Source organism: Glaciimonas sp. OK215 (assembly GCF_057787885.1).
In genome coordinates, this window is the sequence record NZ_CM173544.1 from 3,521,922 (window position 1) to 3,539,528 (window position 17,607).

Here is a 17,607-nt window from a genome sequence, read left to right on the forward strand (position 1 = left end):
CATTCAATGCTGATTGATTTTTTCTACACGCTGAAAGACGCCAGGATTCCGGTATCGATCAAGGAATTCCTGCTTCTGCTGGAGGCCTTGCAAAAGCAGGTCATCGCGCCTTCTCTGGATAATTTTTATTACCTGGCGCGCACTACGCTGGTCAAGGACGAAGCGCATTATGACAAGTTCGACCAGGCGTTCGGCCTGTACTTCAAAGGCATACAGACGATTTTTGACAAGAACCCCGAGATCCCGCTCGACTGGCTGACCCAGCGCATGAAACGCGAACTGTCGCCAGAGCAATTGGCGCAACTGGAAAAGTTCGGCTACGACAAGCTGATGGACCGCATCAAGCAGTTGCTGGAAGAGCAAAAGGAACGCCACGAAGGCGGCAACAAATGGATAGGCACCGGCGGCACATCGCCGTTCGGCCATGGCGGCAGCAATCCGGAAGGCATCCGCATGGGCGGCAGCGGCGGCAATCGCAGCGCGGTGAAAGTATGGGAAGCACGCGCCTACAGGGACTACGATGACGAACGTGAACTGAACACCCGCAACATCAAGGTGGCGCTGCGACGGCTGCGCAGTTTTGCCCGCGAGGGCGCGGCGGAAGAGCTGGCGCTGGATGACACTATCCGCGCCACCGCCAACAATGCCGGCTATCTCGATATCAAGATGCAGGCAGAACGCAAGAACAACATCAAGGTGCTGATGCTGCTCGACGTCGGCGGCAGCATGGACGATCACATCGCCCGCACCGAAGAATTATTCTCCGCCGCCAGAACTGAATTCAAAAACATGGAATTCTTTTATTTCCATAACTGCGTCTACGACTACGTATGGAAAAATAATCACCGACGCCACGCCGAGCGCTTTCCCACCTGGGACATTCTGCGCAAATACAAGCCGGACACCAAGCTGATTTTTGTTGGCGACGCCACTATGAGCCCCTATGAAATCATGCAGCCCGGCGGCTCGGTCGAATACAACAACGAAGAAGCCGGCGCCGATTGGCTGCAACGTTTCACCAGCGCTTTTCCGAAATTCATCTGGCTCAATCCTGAGCCGGAGGGACTCTGGCAATACCGTCAATCGGTAGAGATCATTCGGCAACTGATGAGCAACCGCATGTTTGGGTTGACTATTGATGGACTGGAACGCGGCATGCGGTTGTTGAGCAAGTGAAGATCAACGCGCCAGCGACAAAAACTTGCTTAACGCCATAAATATCTGCGGTTGCCCCAACTCCCGCATCAGGAACCCGTCACACCCGGCCTGCCGCGCCAGTTCCTGATCATACGAAAATCCTTCCTCGACCAAAAAAATCACACTGATGCGGGTTTCCTGATGGCGATGTTTAATTTGCCCGCAAAAAAAATACGGATCCAGATCCGGCAACTGTGGATTGACTAACGCAATCGAAATCGGTTGCTGCCCGTAAACCTCTGCCGCACTGGCGGCATCGCCAGCCCACTCCACCGGCACCACATGCTCCGCCATGGTCAGCGCCAGATCGTCGCGAAACGTCGAATGATGATCGACCACCAGAATCCGATCTATCTGCGGCGCTTTGCTGCGCATTCGCCTATATTCTCGCGGGTCGGTTAAGTCAAGATCGAGGCGCTCGCGGCGGCGGCGCTCCGGCGGTCCCGCATTCAGCGCAAAGTCGCCAGGATTTTGCTGCGCCAGCAACTGATCGCGCTTGCCGATCAGTGCATCCATCGCTTCGAACAACTTCCGCCATCGAATCGGCTTCTGAACCGTTGGATACGGCAGCTCCACTTGCGGCAGACCTACCAGCAGTACAGGAAAGATGTCGCCAGGAGTCAATTTGGCCAGGCTTGCCAGGGCTTTCAGGTCGTCGGCGTTCACCAGACAAATGTCGCACTCCTGCAAACTATCCTCAGACAAACGAAAGTAGTGATAATCCAGGTTCTGCGCAAGAGCAAAAGTAGCATCGAAAATATTAATTTCGTGCGTGGAAAATCCCAAAAAGCGGACGGCGATAGACCTATCTTTATTTTTCATGCTGGTATCCTGAAGTCCCTCAAAGGCCTGAAAATCCATCCTTTCAAGGCAATTCGGTGATGTAGCCATCCGTTTGCCTCGCTTCTGCAGCTTCAACCACCTAATATGATGGTTGCCCCTGAACCGGGCTGCCGACAAATTTTCTTGCAAACACGTTTTTCAGAATTACCCATCTGAAATATTAATAAAACGACATTTTATCATCGCCAGATTCCGGCGTTGCCATGAGACCATTGAAAAATAACAACACGCCGCCATTTATAGGCCCTCAATTGTTTTTGCAAGCGGAAGCCAGCGATCCTGTAGTTCTGCCGTTTTTTTCATTAGAATGCGCACTGGTAGATATTTCCCACCATTTTCGATAATACTTGTTTTTTTGCATTTAATTATCAAAAAACAATAATTAACATCGTATCCCAACTGAATTGCATGGCAACTAAAAAATCCCCGCTGTCCGACTATAGTGAATCATCCATCCGCGTCCTTAAGGGTCTGGAGCCGGTCAAGCAACGTCCCGGCATGTACACGCGCACCGAAAACCCGCTGCATATCATTCAAGAGGTGATCGACAATGCATCGGACGAGGCACTTGGCGGCTATTGCAAGAATATTCTGGTCACCTTGAATGCCGATGGCAGCGTCAGTGTCGAAGACGACGGCCGTGGCATTCCCGTCGGTTTGCACCCGGAAGAAAAAGTCCCGACCGTCGAAATCGTCTTCACACGCCTGCATGCGGGTGGCAAATTCGACAAAGGCAGCGGCGGCGCCTATGCGTTCTCAGGCGGCCTGCATGGCGTCGGCGTATCGGTCACCAATGCGCTCTCGACCCGGCTCGAGATCACCGTCTGGCGCGAAGGCGGCGTACATCAACTGGTGTTTGCCGGTGGCGACGTCATCGAGCAACTGAAAACCCGACCACAAAACCGCGACGACAAAAAATCCGGCACCCGCGTCACTGCGTGGCCAGATCCCAAATATTTCGATTCACCGGCAATTTCACAGCCCGAATTGCAACGCCTGCTGCGCTCCAAGGCAGTGTTGCTGCCAGGCGTCAAAGTCACCTTGCTCAACGCCAAAACCGGCGACAGCCAGACCTGGCAGTACGAACAGGGTCTGCGCGGTTACCTGATGGAGGCGTTGGCGCAATCGTCCAGCGCCGAACCGCTGATCCCGCTGTTTGAGGGCGAACAATACGCCACTGCCGAGACCGATGGCTTTGCCGAGGGTGAAGGCGCCGCATGGGTGGTGGCGTGGACCGAAGATGGCGGCATCGTCCGTGAATCGTATGTCAATCTGATCCCGACCTCAGCCGGCGGCACCCACGAATCCGGCTTGCGTGAGGGGCTGTTTGGCGCGGTCAAAAGTTTCGTCGACATGCATTCGCTGCTACCCAAGGGCGTCAAACTGCTGCCGGAGGATGTCTTCGCCCGCGTTTCGTTCGTGCTATCGGCCAAGGTGCTCGATCCACAGTTTCAGGGCCAGATCAAGGAACGCCTGAACTCGCGCGACGCGGTACGGCTGGTCTCCACCTACACCAAGCCGGCGCTGGAATTATGGCTCAACCATCACGTCGAATACGGCAAAAAGCTGGCCGAACTCGTCATCAAGCAGGCGCAAAATCGTCTGCGCTCGGCGCAAAAAGTTGAAAAGAGAAAAACCTCCGGCATCGCCGTGTTACCGGGCAAACTGACCGACTGCGAATCCAGCGATATCAGCCGCAACGAACTATTCCTGGTCGAAGGCGACTCCGCCGGCGGTTCCGCCAAAATGGGTCGCGACAAAGAGTTTCAAGCGATCCTGCCGTTACGCGGCAAAGTCCTGAACTCGTGGGAAACCGAACGCGACCGTCTGTTTGCCAACAATGAAATCCACGACATGGCAGTCGCCATCGGGATTGATCCCCACAACAAAAACGACACGATCGATTTCGGTGCGCTGCGCTACGGCAAAATTTGCATACTGTCGGATGCCGACGTCGATGGTTCGCATATTCAGGTATTACTGCTGACCCTGTTCTTCCGTCACTTCCCGCAGTTGATCGACCGCGGCCATATCTGTGTGGCACGGCCGCCGTTGTTCCGCGTCGATGCGCCTGCCCGCGGCAAAAAGCCAGCGCAAAAAATTTATGCGCTGGACAACGGCGAACTGACTGCGATCGAAGACAAGCTGCGTAAGGACGGTGTCAAAGATGGCAGCTGGACCATTTCGCGCTTTAAAGGCCTGGGTGAAATGAATGCCGAACAATTGTGGGAAACCACGATGAATCCGGACACCCGCCGCCTGCTGCCGATATCGCTGGGCAGCTTCGATCTGGAAGCGTCCGAAAACCGTTTCAACATGCTGATGGGCAAAGGCGAAGCCTCTGCACGCCGGGCATGGATTGAAGAACACGGCAACGAAGCCGAGGCCGACATCTGATGAAATTACCGGCACGCCTGCGTGGATGGCTACTTGCGCTGACGCTTCTGTCAGGGCTGGTAACGATCGACGCCCGTGCCGATATTTATGGCTACATCGACGAACAGGGTGCCGGGCATTTTGCCACTGAAAAACTGAACCCGCGCTATCAGCTTTTCATGCGCGGCAATGCGACATTCGACTCGTCGAATTTTTCATTACGCAGTGACCAGAAGCCCGTTGTCCTGGATCCGGGTTTTACCAAGACAGCGCTGTATCGTTATCTGTCGCAACATCCTGCCCTGAAGAAATATGAAGCGTTTGTGAATCAGGCGGCCAAGGAATTTGCACTCGAACCTGCACTGTTGAAAGCCGTCATGGCGGCCGAGTCCGGCTTCAATCCGGCCGCAGTGTCGTCCAAAGGTGCGATCGGACTGATGCAAATCATGCCCGACACCGCCGAACGCTACGGCATCACCGGCGACACCAGAAAGACCGTGCAGGAAAAGCTGACGGATCCGCGCACCAACATCCGCCTTGGCGCGCGTTATCTGCGCGATTTGCTGCACATGTTTCCGTTCAAGCAGGATTTGGTGATTGCCTCCTACAATGCTGGCGAAGGTGCGATAAAGAAATACAAAAACCAGATTCCGCCCTACCCTGAAACGCGCAATTACGTACAGGTGGTAGGTCAGTTCTATCAGATATATAAACCCGCGTTAAGTCAGCCTGAGATCGCTATCACCAATGCCAGCGATGACGATGGCAGCGGCCGGGCGCGCATCCACATGGTCATTCCCGGGCGTCGCAACATGCCTGACGGAACACAATCCATCATCGACTAAACACCACGAATAATCCTCTGAACCTTCATGACTGAACAAAACGATCTGTTTGATGTACCGCCGCCCGACGGCGAACCTAGTGAATCACTAACCCTCGCCACTTTCGCAGAACGCGCCTATCTGGATTACGCCATTTCGGTGGTCAAGGGCCGTGCCTTGCCGGACGTCTCTGACGGCCAGAAGCCGGTGCAGCGGCGCATCTTGTACGCAATGAACGAGCTGGGCCTGAACGCCGCCGCAAAACCGCGCAAATCGGCCGCAGTGGTCGGCGATGTGCTCGGCAAATTGCATCCGCACGGCGACCAGTCGGTGTACGACGCGCTGGTGCGCATGGCACAGGATTTCTCACTGCGCTATCCGCTGATCGATGGTCAGGGCAACTTTGGATCGCGCGATGGCGACGGCGCGGCGGCAATGCGTTACACCGAAGCGCGCTTGACGCCGATTGCCAAATTGCTGCTCGACGAAATCGACATGGGCACGGTCGATTTTCAGCCGAATTACGACGGTTCTACCGAAGAACCGAAACTGCTGCCGGGACGCCTGCCGTTCGTGTTGCTGAACGGCGCCTCCGGTATCGCCGTGGGTCTGGCGACAGAAATCCCATCGCACAATTTGACCGAAGTCGCCAAGGCGACGGTGGCATTGATTCGCAACCCGAACCTCAGCCACGCCGAATTGATGGAATTGATTCCCGGCCCTGACTTCCCTGGCGGCGGTCAAATCATCAGTTCCGCGGCGGCGATTTCCGACATGTATGAAGTCGGCCGCGGCAGCCTGAAAGTGCGCGCTTGCTGGAAGATCGAAGAATTGGCGCGCGGTCAGTGGCAGGCGGTTGTCACCGAATTGCCGCCCAACACTTCTTCGCAGAAAGTGCTCGAAGAAATTGAAGAGATCACCAATCCGAAAATCAAGCTTGGCAAAAAATCGCTGACACCCGATCAACTGACACTCAAGCAAACCATTCTGTCGGTACTCGATGCGGTGCGTGACGAGTCCGGCCGCGATGCGCCGGTGCGCCTGGTATTCGAGCCGAAATCAAAAAACCTCGACCAGACCGAATTCACCAACATGCTGCTGGCGCATACCTCGCTGGAAAGCAGCGCCTCGATCAATCTGGTGATGATAGGCGGCGATGGGCGGCCGCGCCAAAAGGGCCTGGGCATGATATTGCGCGAGTGGATCAGCTTCCGCTTCGCCACCATCACCCGCCGTTCGCAATTCAAGCTGCAAAAAGTGGAGGACCGCATCCATATCCTGGAAGGCCGCGAAGCCATCCTGCTGAATATCGACAAGGTCATCAAGATCATCCGCGAATCGGATGAGCCGAAACCGGCGCTGATGGAAGCCTTCAAGCTGTCTGACCGTCAGGCTGAGGATATTCTCGAAATTCGTCTGCGCCAGCTGGCCAGACTCGAAACCATCAAGATCCAGCAAGAACTGGCGACGCTGCGCGACGAAAAGAAAGCACTCCAGGACCTGCTGGAGAATCCATCCTCGATGAAGCGTCTGGTGATCAAGGAAATCGAAGCCGATCAAAAGCAGTTTGGCGATACCCGCCGCACATTGATCGAAGCGGCAGAAAAAGCCGTGGTCGAAACCAAAGTCATTGACGAACCGGTGACCGTCATCGTCTCGCAAAAAGGCTGGGTCCGGGCGCGTACCGGTCATGGCCATGATGCTGACCAATTCACCTTCAAAGCGGGCGATGCCCTGTACGGCGCGTTTGAATGCCGCACGGTGGACAACCTGCTGGTGTTCGGCTCGAATGGCCGGATTTATTCAGTGTCGGTGGCGACACTCCCCAACGCGCGCGGCGACGGCATCCCCATCACCACGCTGATCGACCTCGCCAACGGCAGCAGCATCTTGCATTACTTCGCCGCTGCCGCCGATGTCACGTTGTTGCTGGCGTCGTCGGGCGGCTACGGCTTCACCGCCAGAGTTGGAGATATGCTGAGCCGCATCAAAGCCGGCAAGGCCTACATCACACTGGATGACGGCGACCAATCGCTGCCGCCCCGCCCTATCGGCGCCGCTGCCAGCGCAATCGCCTGCTTGTCCGAAAAAGGACGATTGCTGGTGTTTGGCCTGGAAGAATGCAAAGCGCTGACCAACGGCGGCCGCGGCGTGATTCTGATGGAACTGGAAACAGGTGAAAAACTGCTGGCCGCGCAACCGATCAGCCAGCGCGGCGTGCTGGTCTCCGGCATTGGTCGCGGGGGCAAGGCGCAAGATGTCGCACTGTCAGCCACCGGTCTGGTCCCGCATATCGGCAAACGTGCGCGCAAAGGCAAGTTAATGGAATCGAGGCTAAAGCCCGTGACGTTGACCGCGCAACCATAAAGCATCACCGACTCTCTCAGGACCTACGCAAAATTAGCCCAGCAACGAGCTTGTCAAAACCTGCCGACGAAGACAGTACGATGAGTACGGCTAGGAGGCGTAACGCTGCTGGGGCGGTTTCGCGTAGGTCCTAACTCTAAAGGAAGACGATTTGCGGAATACAATTTACCCGGGCTTGATCGCTTTGCTGATGCTGTCAGGCTGTGCGACCTGGAAGCACCCGACCAAGGGTGAAAACGACTTCTACCACGACAAACTGTCTTGCGAAAAACAAGCCGTGCAAATTTATCCGACAGTGATCGTCAACCAGCTCAATCCCGGTTATCAGAGCCAGGGCACCACTTACTGCCGACGCATCCGCGACGACAACGACAGCCGGGTGATCTGCAACACTACACCCGGGGTATACCTGCCGCCATCGTATTCGCAGAATGATGTGAATGCAGCGCGGAGGGACGAAGCTACCGAGTCCTGCCTGAAGGCCGGTGGATGGCGACTGGGGTATTGATCATCAGATCGTAGAACGGCAAAAAAGGGGAGGCATTGGTATGCCTCCCCTTTTTTGCCGTCAATCCCATTTGTTCTCAACGAGAACGATCGGTGAAGGAACTCCGCAGACTACAGCTTGGCCGCAATCAACTTGCCCAATTTCTCAATACCTTCACGAATCTTCGCCGGCGGCACCGTCACAAAGCTCAGACGCAAGGTATTCGATTCCGGGGTGTTTGCATAGAACGGCGCACCCGGCACGAATGCGACGTGCTGTTCGATCGCCTCAGCCAGCAATTTCATGCTGTCGATATGCTTCGGCAAGGTCACCCAGATGAACATGCCGCCGTCCGGTTTGGTCCAGCTGGCACTGCTTGGGAAATACGTTTGCAATGCGGCCAGCATCGCATCGCATTGATCCGAATACAGCTGGCGAATGGTCGGAATATGCGTGTCGAGGAAGCCATTCTTGATCACTTCGTGCACCACCATTTGCGTCAATTGCGCAGTGTGCAGATCAGTCGCCTGTTTGGCCTGTTCCATCTTCTCGACCAATGGGCGCGGCGCAACCACGTAACCAAGACGTATGCCCGGCGTCAATACTTTGGAGAACGAACCCATGTAGATGACGCCATCCGGATTCATGTTCAGCATCTTCGGCAATGGCGCATTCCGATAGCTGAGTGCACCGTACGGATCGTCTTCAATTAGCGGCACGCCGAGCCGGGCACAGGTTTCCACCAGCGCCTGACGACGTTCCAGCGACATGGTGCGGCCGGTCGGGTTCTGGAAGTTGGGCAGGGAATACAGCAGCCGTGCACCCTGACCAAGCGCCGCCACTTGCTCCGGAATCAAACCACCGTCGTCGGTCGGCATCGAAACGAACTCGGGACCGTACAAAGAGAACGCCTGCAGCGCACCCAGATAGCTCGGCGTCTCGACCAGTACCTTGCTGCCTTCGTCGATCAGCACTTTACCCAGCAAATCCAATCCTTGCTGCGAACCGGACACCATCAGCACCTGATCCATCGAAATCGTCGAACCGTTCACCGACAATGAATTGGCAACCCATTCACGCAGCGGGCCATAGCCATCGGTCGGACCGTATTGCAATGCAATCTTGCCCTGCAGCGACAACACCTTGTCGAACGCCGCCTTCATCTGCTCTACCGGGAAGGTGGCAGGCGAAGGCAGGCCGCCGGCGAAAGAGATCACCTCCGGCCGCATTGTTATTTTCAGAATTTCGCGAATAGCGGAACCCTGCAGTTTTTGTGCGCGTTGCGAAAAATTCCATTTAAGCGGGTTTGGGTTCTCAATTTTCATTGCTACTCTCTTTTTATCTGGTGCTGATGATTGCGGCGCTGACCACAAGGATGGCCGCCGCAATCATAAAAATGCTTACATTCACTTAGTCAATTTCAGCAATCATTTCGATTTCAACGCACGCACCCAGCGGGATTTGGGCAACGCCAAATGCGGAACGCGCGTGTTTGCCTTTCTCGCCGAATACTTCCGCTATCAGTTCGGATGCACCGTTGGTGACCAGATGCTGCTCGGTGAAATCGGGGGTTGAATTGACCAGGCTCATCAATTTGACGATGCGCTTAACCCGCGTCAGGTCACCGCCGCAGGCAACTTCCAGTGTCGCGATCATTTCGATGGCAACACCACGTGCAGCTTCCTTGGCTTCTTCGGTACTGGTGTTCTTGCCCAACTGACCAACCCATACCTTGCCATCTTTTTTGGGAAGATGGCCCGACAGGTAAACATTGTTGCCGCTTTGGACATACATGACATAGGCCGCAGCAGGTGCGGCGACCGTCGGCAGGGTGATATTCAGGGCTTTCAGTTTTTCGTAAACAGACATCTGACACTCCAGTATTGGTAGGTAGAAATACAACTGCCATCGGAATTCCGACGGTGAAGCAATGATTATCTCAAATCTACTCGCCGCTTTGCGGAAAAATACACATTTGGCATTAACAACAGCGACACCGCCCTTCCTTTACCGTTTTGCAAACCTTAAACAGGTTGCCGCCGCACGGCCATCTGTCGCCCTACCCCCACCACTGCAATCACCGCCAGGGCAAACAGCAGATTCGTCGTATCCAGCGCTTCACCCAGAATAAGCGCCGCACCCAACAGTGTCAGAAACGGTTGCAGCAACTGGACCTGGCCAACCCGCGCAATGCCGCCCAGGGCCAGCCCCTTGTACCAAAAGAAGAAACCGATAAACATCGAAAATAACGATACATACGCAAACCCTAGCCAAGCTTTCGGCGTCGCGCTCACACCGTATTGCCAGCCGAGCCAGATCGTCAACGGCAACAGAACCGGCAGCGACAGCACCAGCGCCCAGCAAATCACCTGCTGGCCGCCCATGGTTTGCGACAACCGACCGCCTTCCGCATAGCCCATCGCAGCGGCAATCACCGCCGCAAACAAGGCCATATCCGCCAGATGAAAACTCCCTCCGCCCTGGCGCAACGCAAACCAGACCACGATGCCGCTGCCGCACAGCGCCGCCAGCCAAAACCCCGCCGAAGGCCGCTCTCCGAAACGCAACGCACCAAACAGCGCGGTCGCCAACGGCAATATCCCCAGCACAATCGCGCCGTGCGCCGCCGGCACATAGCGCATCGCCACGGAAGAAAATAACGGGAAGCCGACCACTACGCCGAGCGCTGTGACCAGCAGACTCTTCCACTGCAAAGCCGTCGGTCGCACCGCCCTGGATCGCCACAACAACACGATAGCGCACAAGGCAGCCACCACCGCTCGCCCGAAAGCGACAAACACCGGATTCAGTTCCGCCACGGCCATTCTGGTAAACGGCAAGGTCAGACTGAACACCGCCACGCCGACCAGACCCAGCCACATGCCCTTCGATTCGTTTGTCAAAATAATCTTTCTCAAAGCCAGATTGAAATCGCCGAATAAATCGTCAGCAACACCATCACCGTACAAAACACGCGCTGCCATAAGGTTTGCGCCAGATAGCGGCGCAGCACCGAACCGGCACCGGCCCAAACGCTGACGCACGGCAGATTGATCGCACTGAATATCAGACAATACAAGCCGAGTGCCAGCCAGAACGGTTGCACCACCGGCAGGAAGGCCGAGGCGCTGGTAATCGCCATGACCCAGGCTTTCGGATTGGCAAACTGAAACAGTGCCGCGCCAACAAATGACAGCGGCCTGGCGCTGCTGTTCTGGTCGGCCTTGAACGACATATTGCGCAGTTTCCACGCCAGATACAGCAAATAACCGGAACCCAGGGTTTTCAATATCACGTGTATCGACGGCAGCGCCAGCAGCAAACTGCCGATCCCTAACGCACATATCAGCAACAGCACGCCAAACCCGAAAGTAATCCCTAGCATGTGGGGGATCGAACGGGTAAAGCCGAACATGATGCCGGACGATGTCAGCATGATGTTATTTGGTCCCGGTGTGATCGACGACACGAACGCAAACACGGCAAGCGGAAACAACGATTCGATGATCACGATGCACCGCCGGTTACAGGACGAAAAGGCTGCCGCAACAGGTTGCCAACGCTACGCAATACGGCGGTCAGCGCACCACGATGATTGACGCAGGCAATCTCGACCTGACAGATAGCCGCATCCGCTTCGACCACAATCAATTGATCGGGACGCAGCGCCAAGCGCTGACCGGCGCTCAACCAGTGGTCTTCGATCTCCCCCGCGCTGGTAATCCACACACGTCCTGTCAGCACCCGCAAAGTGCATGGGCGGTGCGCGACACCGGCCAATACCTCCCCGGCAGCGATTGTGTGGGCAGCTTTCATGAACAGTTTTTTCATCACATTCAACCTGGAAATAGTAGTTGGATTGGTGCAAGTGTGCGTTTTTTCAGCTTCCTGATGACGCCCGACATTCGTATTCGTCTCCTTATCCAGGCCTATTAGGCTCCAAGGTTGTCAACGGCAATCGGATAGGTGTATCCTAAACGACAAGCACGATACAGTACCTGTACACTTCACAAAGTAATTTCTTATATTGCACCGGCAAAATGACCAATACAGTTACCTCTCGCAAACCGGCAGTGCCTGGCGTACTTAGCGCGCCGCAGCTGCTGTCGCGTGACGCAGACACTTCACTGGTTGAACAAATCGTCCGTTCGATCGAAATCAGAATCGATGACAAACTACTACGCACCGGCGCCCGCATGCCCTCCATCCGGCACTACGCCGACCTGAATAGCGTGTCGCGCTTTACCGTAGTCGAGGCCTATGACCGGCTGGTTGCCAAAGGCTTCCTGGAGTCGCGTCGGGGTTCCGGCTTTTATGTGCGTGAGCGTTCGCCGCTGATCAGCGCGCATCAGGTACAGCAATCGGAGCAACCGCGGGCACAGTTGATGGATGTGGTGTGGCTGGTGCGGAATATGTTTCGGCAGATGCCGACCCAAAAAAAGCCGGGAACCGGCATGCTGCCAGTCGAATGGCTGGATGGCGACCTGATTGCCAACGCCTTGCGCGGCATCAGTCGTCAAAATGCCAATCAACTGCTCGGCTACGGCGATCCACAAGGTTTTTTACCACTGCGCCAGCAGTTGCAACTGAAACTGGCAGAGCTGGAAATCGCTGTCACGCCTGAGCAAATCGTCACCACCACCGGCGTTACCCAAGCGCTCGACATTGTGGCCCGCCACTTCACGCAGCCGGGAGATGTCATCTTTGTCGACGACCCTTCCTGGTTTCTGATGTTTGGTTCGTTTGCCGCGCTGGGCGCCAAAGTGATTGGCATTCCGCGCCTGGCGGACGGCCCGGATATCGCCAAACTAGCGGAACTGGCTGCGATACATAAACCCAAACTGTACGTGCTGGTATCCGTTCTCCACAACCCAACCTCGACCTCGATGTCGGCAGCCAAGGCGTTCCAGATACTGAAACTCGCCGAGGAACACGACTTCACGATCGTCGAAGACGATATTTATTGCGACATGCACCCCGGCTCAGCGGTTCAACCTGCGACACGGCTGGCAACACTGGACCAACTGAATCGGGTGGTCTATCTGGGCGGTTTTTCGAAAACCTTATCGGCCAACCTGCGCGTCGGCTTTATCGCCACCTCGCATGAAATGGCCCAGCATTTGGCCGACCGCAAGATGCTATCGACGCTGACCACCTCGGAAATCGGGGAACGCGTGGTCTACAAAATCTTGTCTGAAGGCCATTATCGAAAGCACGCCGACCGCCTGCGCAGCAAACTGGACAGCGCCCGCGACAAGACCACGCGGCAACTGGAACGGCTCGGCATGCACGTCGACATCATCACTCCAGCCGGCGTGTTCATCTGGGTTGATACCGGTTGCGACACTAACATCCTGGCCGAAAAAGCAATGGCACAGGGCTTTATGCTGGCCCCGGGCAGCCTGTTTTCGCCCACTCAACTGCCTTCGCCACGCATGCGCATCAACGTCGCGGCGATGTCTGACCCGGGAATCTGGCGCTTCCTTGAGCAGGAATGTGGCCGATAGCGATACAAACGGCCCTTGAAATAGCCCGTTCACGCCCCATTTTTGAGAGAATTCGTTTTTTCTGAACGGGCTTGAGCTGCTGCAACAATCTGCTGCAAAGGCCGCCAAAGATTTTCTTTCATTTATATCAATCAATTACAGAGGTAACAACGATGGCTGTATCCGAAAAGCAAACCCTGGGTTTTCAGGCAGAAGTCAAACAGTTGCTGCAACTGATGATTCATTCGCTGTACTCCAACAAGGAAATTTTCTTGCGCGAATTAGTCTCGAATGCGTCCGACGCCGCCGACAAGCTGCGCTTTGAAGCGATCAACAACAGCGCCCTGTTCGAGATCGATACCGAACTGAAAATCAAGGTTACTTTCGACAAGGCCGCACGCACCATCACCGTGTCCGACAACGGCATCGGCATGAGCCGCGACGACGCCATTTCCCATCTCGGCACCATCGCCAAATCCGGCACCAAGGAATTCTTCTCAAAACTGTCCGGCGACCAGCAAAAAGATGCCGCTCTGATCGGTCAGTTCGGCGTCGGCTTCTACTCGGCCTTCATCATCGCCGACAAGATCACGGTGGAAACACGTCGCGCCGGCGCCAGCGCCACCGAAGGCGTGCGCTGGGAATCCGAAGGCGCCGGCGAGTTCAGCATCGAAGCGATCGACAAAGCCAGCCGCGGCACCGACATCATTTTGCATCTGCGCGCAGAGGAAGATGAATTCCTGTCGGCCTGGAAACTGAAATCGATAATTCAAAAATACTCCGACCATATCTCGCTGCCGATCCTGATGCAGAAGGAAGAATGGGATGAGGAAAAGAAAGAAACCGTCGTCAAGGATGCGTTTGAAACCGTCAACCAGGCCAGCGCGCTGTGGGCGCGCAGCAAGTCCGACATCACCGAAGAACAATACGTCGAGTTCTACAAACACGTCTCGCACGCCTTCGAAGCGCCGCTGACTTACACCCACAACCGGGTTGAAGGCCGCAGCGAATACACGCAGTTGCTGTACATCCCGGCACGCGCACCGTTCGATCTATGGGATCGCAACAAGCGCGGCGGCCTCAAGCTGTACGTCAAGCGCGTCTTCATCATGGACGATGCCGACCAGTTGCTGCCGATCTACCTGCGCTTCGTCAAAGGCGTGATCGACTCGGCGGATTTGCCGCTGAATGTCTCGCGTGAAATCCTGCAAGAATCGCGCGACGTCCGCGTCATCCGCGAAGGTTCGACCAAGCGGGTACTGAGTTTGCTGGAGGAGCTGGCAAACAGCGACGAGCAAACCCAAAAAGACAAATACGCGACATTCTGGACCGAGTTCGGCCAAGTCTTGAAAGAAGGTATCGGCGAAGATGCAGGCAACAAGGAGCGCATCGCCAAGCTGCTGCGTTTTGCTTCCACCAACAGCGACAGCGACGCCCAAACCGTGTCGTTCGCTGACTACATCGGCCGCATGAAAGAAGGTCAGGACAAGATTTATTACGCCACTGGCGAAACCTATACTGCGGCCAAGAACAGTCCGCATCTGGAAATCTTCCGCAAGAAAGGCGTCGAAGTCTTGCTGCTGACCGACCGCGTCGACGAATGGATGCTGTCGTTCCTGCAGGATTTTGAAGGCAAGGAACTGGCATCGGTCGCCAAGGGCGGCCTCGATCTCGGCACTCTGGAAGACGAAGCCGAGAAGAAGAAGCATGAAGAAACCGAAACCCAGTTCAAGGACCTGGTCGAGAAGATGAAGACTTCATTGGCCGACAAAGCCAAGGATGTCCGCGTCACCTTCCGCCTGACCGACTCGCCGGCTTGCCTGGTAGCCGATACGCATGAACTGTCCGGAAATCTGCTGCGCATGCTGAAAGCCGCCGGTCAAGACGCGCCGGACTCGAAACCTATCCTGGAAATCAACCCGGATCACCCGCTGGTGCAACGCTTGAAATACGAAGAAGCCAAGTTCGACGACTGGTCGAATATTCTGTTCGATCAGGCGATGCTGGCCGAAGGCGGCGCATTGGCTGATCCAGCGACTTTCGTCAAACGCCTGAATGAAATGTTGCTGGGACTGGCGGCAAAATAAGCGTCAACGAAGCAACAATATTGATGAACACAAATGGGGGAGCCTGGCTCCCCCATTTTTTTGACCTCGGAATAAGACAATCGGGTGCCCCTATCTGCCCGTTGGTCGTTACAATACTTCCGTCAACCTAACGATTGCTCTCGATGCCAAACACGCCAGAACTCACCGGCACCCGCATCATTCTGCGTCAATGGCGCGCTGATGATCTGGCACCGTTCGCAGCATTAAACGCCGATCCTGTGGTAATGGAATACTTTCCTGCGACCTTAAGCCGCGCCGAAAGCGATGCCATGGTCGAACGCATCCACGCTCTGTTTGCGCAGTTTGGCTATGGCTTTTGGGCGTTGGAAATTCCCGGCGTCACACCTTTTGCCGGCATGGTAGGCGTCGCACATGTCGGCTTCGAAGCGCCATTTACGCCTGCCATGGAAATCGGCTGGCGCCTGGCCCGTGCATACTGGGGCAACGGTTACGCCACCGAAGCCGCACAACTGGCACTGACCTACGGCTTTGAAAATCTGCAATTACCGGAAATCATCGCATTTACCGCCAGCTGCAATCTGCGTTCGCAAGCGGTAATGCAGCGGATCGGCATGACCTATGATGCCAGCGAGGACTTTGACCATCCAAGGCTAGCCGTTGACCATCGGCTCCGGCGCCACGTGCTGTATCGTAAAAAATCCGATCAATAACGCAGATGCCAGCGCCGGTACAAAAAGCCCAGGACGAATAACGGCCCTATCAGCAAAAACCGCAGATCATCAAAGAAAGATGGCTTCTTACCTTCAATGTTATGGCCAATAAACTGACCGATCCAGGCCGCCACAAACACGACCATCGACAGCGGGAATACCCAAGCGGATGGCAATACATCCAGAATCAGCAGCATCAGCGCCACCATGAATACCATCCCGGCGGCAAACGCGAGTGACAGCGAACAGTAATAAATCAACGCTGCAATAGCCGCCAATGTCGCCACGAATGGATGCAGCACCCACAACAGACCCAGCAACGCAAACACAATCGCCGGAACACAGATGCAATGGATAAGTTCGTTGGCGGGATTGCGATGGCTTTCAGCGTATGTGCCCAATAGTGCATCGATTTTTCTGGTGCTTGTTTGCATCGTTTCTTCCTTGTTTGTAGCGTTTATTTTAGACACTTAACGACCACCGGCCACGTCAATAAACGTCCCGGTGGAATAAGACGCCTGATCTGACAACAACCACATAATAGCTTGCGCCACTTCGTCGGCACGACCGCCGCGCCGCATCGGCACCGTATCCTTGACCCTATCCACGCGCCCTGCTTCGCCGCCGCTGGCGTGGATGTCCGTGTAGATAACGCCGGGCCGGACGGCATTCACGCGGATGCCCTGATCGGCAACTTCCTTGGCCAAGCCTACCGTCATCGCATCAATCGCGCCCTTGGAGGCGGCGTAATCGACATACTCCCCAGGCCCGCCAAGACGTGCCGCCATCGACGACAGATTAACGATCGCGCCACCGTTGCCACCCAGTTTGGTGGACATGCGCTTGACCGCTTCGCGTGCGCATACAAAGCTGCCGATGATATTGGTGGTGAATATCCGCTGCAAGCGCGCAACGTCCATTTGCTCGACGCGCATTTGCGTTTCCAGAATGCCGGCGTTGTTGACCAGCGCCGTGACCGGACCGAGTTCCGCGTCGACGGTCTCGAACAGTCTTATCACGTCAGCCTCCACCGCGACATCAGCGGCAACGGCGATCGCCCTGCCGCCGCCTTGAACAATGGTATCCACCACGGCGTCAGCTGCAGCCCGATTATGGACATAATTGACGCAGACGGCGTAGCCGCGCGTGCCTGCCAATAGTGCGGTAGCGGCACCGATGCCACGGCTGGCGCCGGTAATGAGAATGATGGGTTGCTGCATGTAATTGCTCCTGACTAGCAATGGCCTG

16 protein-coding genes are annotated in these 17,607 nt (G+C 55.7%); 8 read left to right on the plus strand and 8 right to left on the minus strand.

The genetic code is table 11. The annotated features are described in order from the left end of the window. Positions 1 to 6 precede the first annotated feature (6 nt). Positions 7 to 1,176, plus strand: coding sequence for a vWA domain-containing protein (locus AC3CHX_RS16110; RefSeq protein WP_488629050.1), 1,170 nt, complete (start codon positions 7 to 9; stop codon positions 1,174 to 1,176). Between the two features lie 3 nt (positions 1,177 to 1,179). On the opposite strand, the gene AC3CHX_RS16115 is transcribed toward AC3CHX_RS16110, so the two are convergent. Beyond that, complete coding sequence (locus AC3CHX_RS16115; protein WP_488629051.1) at positions 1,180 to 2,019, minus strand: response regulator; 840 nt, start codon at positions 2,017 to 2,019, stop codon at positions 1,180 to 1,182. Positions 2,020 to 2,448: 429 nt separating this feature from the next. Here AC3CHX_RS16115 and AC3CHX_RS16120 point away from each other — a divergent pair, with 429 nt between their 5' ends. The 4 genes from AC3CHX_RS16120 to AC3CHX_RS16135 all read left to right on the plus strand — a co-directional run bounded on the left by AC3CHX_RS16120 (position 2,449) and on the right by AC3CHX_RS16135 (position 8,115). Beyond that, entirely contained in the window at positions 2,449 to 4,437 is a 1,989-nt protein-coding gene (locus AC3CHX_RS16120) for a DNA topoisomerase IV subunit B (RefSeq protein ID WP_488629052.1), read from the plus strand. Beyond that, entirely contained in the window at positions 4,437 to 5,261 is an 825-nt protein-coding gene (locus AC3CHX_RS16125; protein WP_488629053.1) for a lytic transglycosylase domain-containing protein, read from the plus strand. The genes AC3CHX_RS16120 and AC3CHX_RS16125 overlap by 1 nt, the downstream gene beginning before the upstream one ends. Positions 5,262 to 5,288: 27 nt before the next feature. Next, a complete protein-coding gene (parC, locus tag AC3CHX_RS16130) occupies positions 5,289 to 7,607 on the plus strand; it encodes a DNA topoisomerase IV subunit A (RefSeq protein WP_488629054.1) in 2,319 nt (772 codons plus the stop codon). Positions 7,608 to 7,758: 151 nt separating this feature from the next. Continuing rightward, positions 7,759 to 8,115 (plus strand): hypothetical protein, encoded by a 357-nt coding sequence (locus AC3CHX_RS16135; protein ID WP_488629055.1) that lies wholly within the window; start codon positions 7,759 to 7,761, stop codon positions 8,113 to 8,115. A 110-nt stretch (positions 8,116 to 8,225) separates the two neighbouring features. On the opposite strand, the gene AC3CHX_RS16140 is transcribed toward AC3CHX_RS16135, so the two are convergent. From AC3CHX_RS16140 to AC3CHX_RS16160, 5 genes are all read right to left on the minus strand, one after another. Then, positions 8,226 to 9,419, minus strand: coding sequence for an aminotransferase-like domain-containing protein (locus AC3CHX_RS16140; RefSeq protein WP_488629056.1), 1,194 nt, complete (start codon positions 9,417 to 9,419; stop codon positions 8,226 to 8,228). A gap of 85 nt (positions 9,420 to 9,504) precedes the next feature. Then, positions 9,505 to 9,963: a RidA family protein gene (locus AC3CHX_RS16145; RefSeq protein ID WP_488629057.1), complete on the minus strand. Its 459-nt coding sequence runs from the start codon at positions 9,961 to 9,963 to the stop codon at positions 9,505 to 9,507. Between the two features lie 155 nt (positions 9,964 to 10,118). Beyond that, positions 10,119 to 10,976 carry a DMT family transporter gene (locus tag AC3CHX_RS16150; protein ID WP_488644841.1) on the minus strand — a complete coding sequence of 286 codons (858 nt, stop codon included), beginning with the start codon at positions 10,974 to 10,976 and terminating at the stop codon, positions 10,119 to 10,121. Between the two features lie 32 nt (positions 10,977 to 11,008). Continuing rightward, positions 11,009 to 11,602: a LysE family translocator gene (locus tag AC3CHX_RS16155; RefSeq protein ID WP_488644842.1), complete on the minus strand. Its 594-nt coding sequence runs from the start codon at positions 11,600 to 11,602 to the stop codon at positions 11,009 to 11,011. Beyond that, on the minus strand, positions 11,602 to 11,925 hold the full coding sequence (locus tag AC3CHX_RS16160) for a DUF2917 domain-containing protein (protein WP_488629058.1): 324 nt from the start codon (positions 11,923 to 11,925) through the stop codon (positions 11,602 to 11,604). Before AC3CHX_RS16160 ends, AC3CHX_RS16155 begins: the two co-directional genes overlap by 1 nt. Before the next feature lie 209 nt (positions 11,926 to 12,134). Here AC3CHX_RS16160 and AC3CHX_RS16165 point away from each other — a divergent pair, with 209 nt between their 5' ends. The 3 genes from AC3CHX_RS16165 (at position 12,135) to AC3CHX_RS16175 (ending at position 16,359) form a co-directional block, all read left to right on the plus strand. After that, positions 12,135 to 13,601, plus strand: coding sequence for an aminotransferase-like domain-containing protein (locus AC3CHX_RS16165; RefSeq protein WP_488629059.1), 1,467 nt, complete (start codon positions 12,135 to 12,137; stop codon positions 13,599 to 13,601). Positions 13,602 to 13,753: 152 nt separating this feature from the next. Continuing rightward, positions 13,754 to 15,667, plus strand: a complete 1,914-nt coding sequence (htpG, locus tag AC3CHX_RS16170) for a molecular chaperone HtpG (protein ID WP_488629060.1) — start codon at positions 13,754 to 13,756, stop codon at positions 15,665 to 15,667. A 143-nt stretch (positions 15,668 to 15,810) separates the two neighbouring features. Continuing rightward, positions 15,811 to 16,359, plus strand: coding sequence for a GNAT family N-acetyltransferase (locus AC3CHX_RS16175; protein ID WP_488629061.1), 549 nt, complete (start codon positions 15,811 to 15,813; stop codon positions 16,357 to 16,359). On the opposite strand, the gene AC3CHX_RS16180 is transcribed toward AC3CHX_RS16175, so the two are convergent. Continuing rightward, positions 16,353 to 16,793, minus strand: coding sequence for an Mpo1 family 2-hydroxy fatty acid dioxygenase (locus tag AC3CHX_RS16180; RefSeq protein ID WP_488629062.1), 441 nt, complete (start codon positions 16,791 to 16,793; stop codon positions 16,353 to 16,355). The two genes, AC3CHX_RS16175 and AC3CHX_RS16180, sit on opposite strands and share 7 nt — an antisense overlap. Positions 16,794 to 16,829: 36 nt before the next feature. Continuing rightward, positions 16,830 to 17,579, minus strand: coding sequence for an SDR family oxidoreductase (locus AC3CHX_RS16185; RefSeq protein WP_488629063.1), 750 nt, complete (start codon positions 17,577 to 17,579; stop codon positions 16,830 to 16,832). Positions 17,580 to 17,607: the final 28 nt, after the last annotated feature.

What these genes read in the sequence shown, in the direction of transcription:
- AC3CHX_RS16180 (WP_488629062.1), bottom strand. Translation starts at nt 16,793, where the DNA reads ATGCAAACAAGCACCAGAAAAATCGATGCACTATTGGGCACATACGCT.
- htpG (WP_488629060.1), top strand. Translation starts at nt 13,754, where the DNA reads ATGGCTGTATCCGAAAAGCAAACCCTGGGTTTTCAGGCAGAAGTCAAA.
- AC3CHX_RS16115 (WP_488629051.1), bottom strand. Translation starts at nt 2,019, where the DNA reads ATGAAAAATAAAGATAGGTCTATCGCCGTCCGCTTTTTGGGATTTTCC.
- AC3CHX_RS16120 (WP_488629052.1), top strand. Translation starts at nt 2,449, where the DNA reads ATGGCAACTAAAAAATCCCCGCTGTCCGACTATAGTGAATCATCCATC.
- parC (WP_488629054.1), top strand. Translation starts at nt 5,289, where the DNA reads ATGACTGAACAAAACGATCTGTTTGATGTACCGCCGCCCGACGGCGAA.
- AC3CHX_RS16160 (WP_488629058.1), bottom strand. Translation starts at nt 11,925, where the DNA reads ATGAAAAAACTGTTCATGAAAGCTGCCCACACAATCGCTGCCGGGGAG.
- AC3CHX_RS16185 (WP_488629063.1), bottom strand. Translation starts at nt 17,579, where the DNA reads ATGCAGCAACCCATCATTCTCATTACCGGCGCCAGCCGTGGCATCGGT.
- AC3CHX_RS16175 (WP_488629061.1), top strand. Translation starts at nt 15,811, where the DNA reads ATGCCAAACACGCCAGAACTCACCGGCACCCGCATCATTCTGCGTCAA.
- AC3CHX_RS16125 (WP_488629053.1), top strand. Translation starts at nt 4,437, where the DNA reads ATGAAATTACCGGCACGCCTGCGTGGATGGCTACTTGCGCTGACGCTT.
- AC3CHX_RS16165 (WP_488629059.1), top strand. Translation starts at nt 12,135, where the DNA reads ATGACCAATACAGTTACCTCTCGCAAACCGGCAGTGCCTGGCGTACTT.
- AC3CHX_RS16145 (WP_488629057.1), bottom strand. Translation starts at nt 9,963, where the DNA reads ATGTCTGTTTACGAAAAACTGAAAGCCCTGAATATCACCCTGCCGACG.
- AC3CHX_RS16150 (WP_488644841.1), bottom strand. Translation starts at nt 10,976, where the DNA reads ATGTGGCTGGGTCTGGTCGGCGTGGCGGTGTTCAGTCTGACCTTGCCG.
- AC3CHX_RS16140 (WP_488629056.1), bottom strand. Translation starts at nt 9,419, where the DNA reads ATGAAAATTGAGAACCCAAACCCGCTTAAATGGAATTTTTCGCAACGC.
- AC3CHX_RS16110 (WP_488629050.1), top strand. Translation starts at nt 7, where the DNA reads ATGCTGATTGATTTTTTCTACACGCTGAAAGACGCCAGGATTCCGGTA.